The sequence below is a fragment of the Ramlibacter aquaticus genome, assembly GCF_015159745.1.
Lineage (GTDB): Bacteria > Pseudomonadota > Gammaproteobacteria > Burkholderiales > Burkholderiaceae_C > Ramlibacter > Ramlibacter aquaticus.
Genome location: NZ_JADDOJ010000051.1, coordinates 21,659 through 28,430, shown reverse-complemented (window position 1 = coordinate 28,430; position 6,772 = coordinate 21,659). Strand labels below are relative to the sequence as shown.

The following is a 6,772-nucleotide window of genomic DNA, read 5'->3' as shown; positions in this document are numbered from 1 at the left end:
CAACAACATGGGTGTTCAGGCTCCCTCTCGCCCCGCCGGGCGAGAGGGAGCCTGAACACCCATGTTGTTGCCTGCCTCCGGCAACGGGGAAACAGGGTGCCGTCGCCACTGCCCGGGTCCGCCACGGCGCATGCCTGCGGTTGGGGCACCCGCCTGGATGGCCCCGCCGAGCCGGCGGCCGCTGCACGGCCGCGCACGAGACGGGGACCCGCCCCGGAGGGGCCAAACCCAATGTCAACTTGAAACGGCAGTCTGCAAAGACAACCAATCCCCAAGCACCTGGTTGAACCGCGCAGGCTGGTTCAACATCACCCAGTGACCGGTGTCCAGCCCCTGCACCGCGCACCCGGGTTGAGCCGCCACCCGCTCCGCCCAGGCCGGCGAGTGGAACATGAAGGGCTTGCGCTTGCCGTAGATGAACAGCAGCGGGCAGGCCGGCCGGAAGGCCTGCGAATGCCGGGCGTAGGACCGGCGGCCGCCGAACCAGAGCATGAAGTACGGGTAGTTCATCTGCGCGCCCATGGGCGCCGGGTCGGAGGGGCAGCGCAGCGCGCGCGCCATCCAGCGGGTCATGCCGTCGCCCACGCGCCCGCCGATCGCCCAGGCCGCGGCCAGCCAGACCTGGTAGGCCATGACCTTGAGCTTGTCACCCGCCGTGAGCGACTTCTGCAGCGAGGCCGGGTCGCCGATGTCCACGCCCACGATGCGCGCCACCCGCTGCGGATGGCGCATCGCGTACTGGTAGCCGAACACGCAGCCCCAGTCGTGCAGCAGCAGGGTGAGCGGCCGCCCCGGGCTCACCGCATCCGCCACCTGCGCGATGGTGTCCACGAGTTCGTCCAGGGTCCGGGCCGCACGCGGCGTGCCGGGCTCGAAGCCGGGCAGCGAGAAGCGGGCGCAGCGAAAGCGGCCCTGCAACGCGGCCACCTGCCCGTCCCACAGGCGCCAGGTGTCGGGCCAGCCGTGCAGCATGAGCACCACGTCCCCGCCCTCCCCCTCCAGGTGCACCTGCACGCCGGCGACCGACAGCGTCGTGGCGGCGCTCACGCGGCCAGCCCGAGCAGCAGGGCCGTGAGTTCGCCGGGCGCACTGACCATGGGGTCGTGCCCGGTCTGCAGCGTGTGCAGGGTCCAGCCGGGCTGCGTGCGCACCCGGCGCCGCGATTCGGCGATCGTCGCCAGCGGCGGCTTCACGCAGTCGATGAAGGTGCGGGGAAAGCTCGCCCAGCGCGCGGCGTCGAACTGAAGCGGGTCGTCGTAGACGCCACCGGGGTGCGGGCGCTGGCGCCGCTGCACCCAGGCCGCGTCCTCGCCCGCGAGGCCGAAGACGGCCGGGTCGGGCGGCGGCAGCGCGCCCTGCTGGGCGATGGCCGCCCGGCGGCTGGCACGCGTGGCCTCGTCGTGGCTGGAGGACCAGCACTCGCCGTCCAGCGGCACCATCGCGTCCAGGTACACCAGCTGGCCGATGCGCTCGCCGCACAGCTCGGCGGCGCCCGTGATCGCCATGCCGCCATAGCTGTGGCCCACGAGGATGCAGTCCGCCAGCTCCTCGGCCTCGATCGCCGCCACCACGTCCTGCACGTGGGTGTGCAGGCGGATCGCGGGCGAGAGCAGGTGCGCCTTCTCGCCGGTGCCGGTGAGCGAGACGGCGAAGGCCCGGTGGCCGGCGCGCCAGAGCGCGGGCAGCACGCGGTTCCAGCACCAGGCGCCATGCCAGGCGCCATGGACAAGGACGTAATCAGCCACGGTGTCTCCAGGTCAGGAAGTGAGCCGCAAAAAACAAAAGGGAGGCGAAAGCCTCCCTTTGTAGCCCAGTCGCAGCCGGCCGCCAACCGTACGAACGGCGGGCCGGCGCGGCCCGGCCTTACTTCAGCGCCTTGAAGCGCACGCGGTGCGGCTTGGCGCCCTCCTCGCCCAGGCGCTTCTTCTTGTCGGCCTCGTACTCCTGGTAGTTGCCGTCGAAGAAGGTCCACTGCGAGTCGCCCTCGGCAGCCAGGATGTGGGTGGCGATGCGGTCCAGGAACCAGCGGTCGTGGCTGATGACCATCACGCTGCCGGCGAATTCCAGCAGCGCGTCTTCCAGGGCGCGCAGGGTTTCCACGTCCAGGTCGTTGGAGGGCTCGTCCAGCAGCAGCACGTTGGCGCCCTGCATCAGGGTCTTGGCCAGGTGCAGGCGGCCGCGCTCACCGCCCGACAGGGTGCCGACCTTCTTCTGCTGGTCGCCGCCGTTGAAGTTGAAGCGCCCGCAGTAGGCGCGGCTGGCCATCTGGAACTTGCCCACGGTGATCAGGTCCAGCCCGCCGGAGATGTCCTCCCACACGGTCTTCTCGTTGTCCAGGTCGTCGCGCGTCTGGTCCACGAAGGCCATCTTCACGGTCTTGCCGATCTTCACCGTGCCGGCGTCCGGCTTCTCCTTGCCGGCGATCATCTTGAACAGCGTGGACTTGCCGGCGCCGTTCGGGCCGATGATGCCGACGATGGCGCCCGCGGGCACCTTGAAGCTCAGGTTGTCGATCAGCACGCGGTCGCCGAAGGACTTGGTGACGCCCTCGAACTCGATCACCTCGGTGCCCAGGCGCTCGGCCACGGGGATGAAGATCTCCTGCGTCTCGTTGCGCTTCTGGTATTCGTAGTCGGACAGCTCCTCGAAGCGCGCCAGGCGGGCCTTGCTCTTGGCCTGCCGGCCCTTGGGGTTCTGGCGCGCCCACTCCAGCTCCTTCTTCATGGCCTTCATGCGCGCGTCTTCGGTCTTCTGTTCCTGCTCCAGGCGCGCTTCCTTGCCTTCCAGCCAGGTGCTGTAGTTGCCCTTCCAGGGGATGCCGTGGCCGCGGTCCAGCTCCAGGATCCACTCGGCGGCGTTGTCCAGGAAGTAGCGGTCGTGGGTGATGGCCACCACGGTGCCGCCGAAGCGGGCCAGGAACTGCTCCAGCCACTCGACCGATTCGGCGTCCAGGTGGTTGGTGGGCTCGTCCAGCAGCAGCATCTCGGGCTTGGACAGCAGCAGCCGGCACAGCGCCACGCGGCGCTTCTCGCCACCGGAGAGGTTCTTGATCACCGCATCCCACTCGGGCAGGCGCAGCGCATCGGCCGCGATGTCGATCTGGTGCTCGTCACCACCGCCCGAGGTGGAGATGATGGCTTCCAGCTTGGCCTGCTCGGCCGCCAGTGCGTCGAAGTCGGCGTCCGGCTCGGCGTAGGCCGCATACACCTCCTCCAGCCGCTTCTTGGCCTCGGTGACCTCGCCCATGCCGCCCTCGACGGCCTGGCGCACGGTCTCTTCCGGGTCCAGCTGCGGCTCCTGCGGCAGGTAGCCGATGCGCAGGCCCGGCATGGGCATGGCCTCGCCCTCGATCTCCTTGTCGATGCCGGCCATGATCTTGAGCAGCGTGGACTTGCCCGAGCCGTTCAGGCCCAGCACGCCGATCTTGGCGCCCGGGAAGAACGACAGCGAGATGTCCTTCAGGATCTGCCGCTTCGGCGGCACGATCTTGCCGACGCGGTTCATGGTGAAGACGTACTGGGCCATGGGCTGGAAGTCCTGATGAGTTCTGTTCGGGGAAACCCCCGATTATCCCTGCTGGCGGCCCCGCCGTGCCAGGCCCTGGCGAAGCCATCTCCTACGCGCCAGGGCCATGCCGGCCGACAGCCCGGGGCCGGCGGCCGGCCTAAGGTGCCCGGCCAAAGCAAGGAGCACACAGCATGAATGCAGACAAGCCAGCCAGCCTCCAGGGGCTCAGCGTCGCGATCCTCGCGCTCGACGGTTTCGAACAGGTGGAAATGACCGGGCCGCGCCAGGCGCTGGACGCCGCAGGCGCGCGGACCTGCCTCGTCTCGGTGAACCCGGGCGAGGTGCAGGGCTTCAACCACGACAAGCCCGCCGACCGCTTCAAGGTCGACCTCACCCTGGACCGGGCCCGGCCGCAGGATTTCGATGCCGTGCTGCTGCCCGGCGGCGTACAGAACGGCGACCGGATGCGCACCATCCTGCCCGCCCGCGAGTTCGTGCGGTCGCTGCAGGCCGAAGGCAAGCCGATCGCGGTGATCTGCCACGGCGGCTGGCTGCTGGTGTCGGCCGGGCTGGTGCGCGGCCGCCGCATGACGAGTTGGCCCTCGCTGCAGGACGACATCCGCAACGCCGGCGGCGAGTGGGTGGACGAGCCCGTGGTGCGCGACGGCAACTGGGTCTCCAGCCGCAAGCCGGCCGACATCCCGGCCTTCAACGCGGCGATGTGCGAGCTCTTCGCGCAGCGCGTGCCGGCCGGCCAAGCGGGCTGAACGGGCCGCCCGCCCCGCCTCAGGCCGCGGGCGCGCCGCCCAGGCTGTTCTTCAGGGCGGCCTGCGCCACCTGGTCCAGCGCCTCGTCCACCACGTTGCGCTCGGCCACCACCTTGATGTGGCCCTCGGCCAGCAGGCGCTCCATGGTGCGCTTGGACATGCTGTGCGCGGTGCCGGCCTGCGAGGTGAACATGAACAGGGTGCCGTGCGGGCTGGCCCAGGTGAGCTGCGCGCGCAGCCACTGGTCCTTGACCTTGAGCTCGACCCAGGTGCCGGTGCGCATCTCGCCCGAACGCACGGGCGCCTGAGCCTCGTCCTCGCGCAGCGTCGCCTCGGGGCTGGCGACGTGGCTGGGTTCGAGCACGCTCTCGTCGATGAAGCCCGAGTCCTCGGCCTCGCGGCGGTCCAGCCAGAGCGCGTCCGCCGCGTCCATCATGCTGTCGGTGAAGACCGAGCTCTCGGCCTCGACCACGTCGGCCTCGGCCTGGCTGACGGCGTCGCGGCCCTCGTGCACCGCCGCGCGGTGGATCACGATCAGGTTGTTGAAGAAGCGCGCGGTCAGCTCGGGCGGGTAGCCGATGTGGTCCAGGCCCTCGCGCAGCTTGGCCAGCAGGCCGGGGATCATCTGCACCAAGCGGCGCGCGCGGCCGCGCGTGGCGGTGCTGCGCTGCACGCTCCAGACCAGGTCGTCGACCAGGGCGCGGTAGCCGAAGGGGTCGTCCGAGCCGTCGGCGCAACTGAGCTGCGACTGCGCCACCACCTGCGCCCACGAGGTGCGCAGGAAGTCGCCCACGAACTCCGGCACCTCCAGGCCCTGCACCCGGGCCGCGAAATCGGCGGCCAGCTTCTGGGCCAGCAGGTTGCGCTGCTCCGCGTGCAGCAGGGCACGGGCGGCCTCCTCGCGGCGGTTGAGCAGCACCTGGTCGTGCTCGGTCCACTGCGCCTGCAGGCCTTCGAGCAGCAGCTCGAAGCTGTAGGCCTCGACCGGCTGGCCGCCCAGCGCCTGCACCGCCTGGGTGACCGTGGCCAGGAAGCGCGGCCAGCCCGGGTCCGAGGCGTCGGCGAAGCCCAGGCTGCGCTGGGTGATGCGGTCCAGGAACTGCCGCGCCGGATGGCTGCGGTCGGAGAAGAACCGCGAGTCCTGGGCCGAGAGCGCCTGCACCGCGGCCTCGACCGAGCGCAACTGCTGCTTGAGCTCGGGCAGCAGGCGGGTGTCGCGGTCCAGGTTCTCGAACATGAGCCGCACCACCTCCTCGCCCAGCTGCGCCCCCAGGCGCGGCAGGGCGGCGTCCACGGCCTTGTCGCGCTCGGCCAGCAGGTCGCGCGGCGGCGCGTCGGGCGCGTCGGCCACGGGCACGCGACGTTTCTCCAGCTTCTGCAGCAACTGGTCGACGCCACCCTTCATCTCGTCCAGCAGGTTGAGCGAGGCCGGCATGGTGTGCAGGAAGTCGGGCCGCGCGGCAGCGGGGTCGAAGTCGCCGTGCAGCAGCTTGCGCAGCCGGTCCAGCGTCAGCAGCTTGCGCGCCACGGAATCGACCACGGCCACGCCTTGCGCGCCGCTGCCCTTGCGCAGGCGGCCGCCCACGGGCACCGCGGGCTCCACCCCGCAGGAGCGCAGCCAGTCGCCCAGTTCCTTGTAGAGCCGCCGCAGCTGCACCCCCATGAGGCCGGCGGCCGGGGCGATCAGCACCTCGCGCACGGCGGCCTCGGGCACACGCCGGGCCAGCACGTGCTGCAGGGCGCGCACGTACACGTCGGGGCGCAGCGGGTTGAGCCCGGGCTGGATGGTGCGCCACCCCAGCAGGGTGCTGACCAGGGCGTCCAGCGGCGGCAGCACGTCGTCCACGGCGATGTGCACCTCCTGCAGCGCGCGCGCGACCTCGATGCTTTCATCGAGCTGGTCGTCCTCGAAGAGCCGCAGGTCCTCGTAGCGAACCTCGGTGTGGGTCTGTTCCTTGCCGCCGCCTTCGTACACCAGGCGCGAGAGCTCGCGCTGGAATTCGTCCTTGAGGGCGGGCGCCTGGCTGGACAGCGCCTGGATCGCCTGCCGGGTACCGGGCTCGCCGAAGCCGGGGATGCGCTTGGCACTGCCCGGTGCGGCGGCCAGCACCAGGCCGGACAGCACTTCCGACAACAGCAGGTCGGTCTGCTTCAGCATCGCCTCGATGCACTCGTTCAGCGTGGGCTGGACAGCGCTCGGGTCGTCGGACACACCGATGCGTAACTTCAGCAGTTTTGCCATGGGTACCACGAATGTTTTCTTCGATTATGGGTGTGGCTTCCACGCCCGCGCCAGCGATTTCGGCTGACCTGCGGGCCCCTGCGTTCGATCCATGCGACAATCGGCCATCCTGCGGCAAACCAGTTGGCTGCAGGTCCCGGCACCCTGCCGGTCGGCCCGGGCGGCATCCTGCCGCATCCGTCCGCCTCTTCCAACCCGAATCTGCCCTTGACTGGCTCGGTGCACCCGCACCGTTGCGGCCGATCCCCAGCGCCAC

The 6,772-nt window shown here is 70.5% G+C and carries 5 protein-coding genes; 1 reads left to right on the top strand and 4 read right to left on the bottom strand.

The features are described 5' to 3' along the window. Positions 1–234 precede the first annotated feature (234 nt). From IM725_RS12920 to ettA, 3 genes are all read right to left on the bottom strand, one after another. Positions 235–1,047 (bottom strand): alpha/beta fold hydrolase, encoded by an 813-nt coding sequence (locus IM725_RS12920; RefSeq protein WP_287067213.1) that lies wholly within the window; start codon positions 1,045–1,047, stop codon positions 235–237. Next, positions 1,044–1,745, bottom strand: coding sequence for an alpha/beta fold hydrolase (locus IM725_RS12915; protein WP_193781012.1), 702 nt, complete (start codon positions 1,743–1,745; stop codon positions 1,044–1,046). Before IM725_RS12915 ends, IM725_RS12920 begins: the two co-directional genes overlap by 4 nt. 118 nt (positions 1,746–1,863) lie before the next feature. Beyond that, positions 1,864–3,525: an energy-dependent translational throttle protein EttA gene (gene ettA / locus IM725_RS12910; protein WP_193781011.1), complete on the bottom strand. Its 1,662-nt coding sequence runs from the start codon at positions 3,523–3,525 to the stop codon at positions 1,864–1,866. A gap of 173 nt (positions 3,526–3,698) precedes the next feature. On the opposite strand from ettA, the gene IM725_RS12905 reads away from it, so the two are divergent. Then, the gene (locus IM725_RS12905) at positions 3,699–4,274 is read left to right on the top strand and encodes a type 1 glutamine amidotransferase domain-containing protein (protein WP_193781010.1); all 576 of its coding nucleotides are present in this window, start codon (positions 3,699–3,701) and stop codon (positions 4,272–4,274) included. Between the two features lie 19 nt (positions 4,275–4,293). Here the strand turns inward: IM725_RS12905 and IM725_RS12900 are convergent, their stop codons facing one another. Then, complete coding sequence (locus IM725_RS12900) at positions 4,294–6,516, bottom strand: DUF1631 family protein (RefSeq protein WP_193781009.1); 2,223 nt, start codon at positions 6,514–6,516, stop codon at positions 4,294–4,296. Positions 6,517–6,772 lie beyond the last annotated feature (256 nt).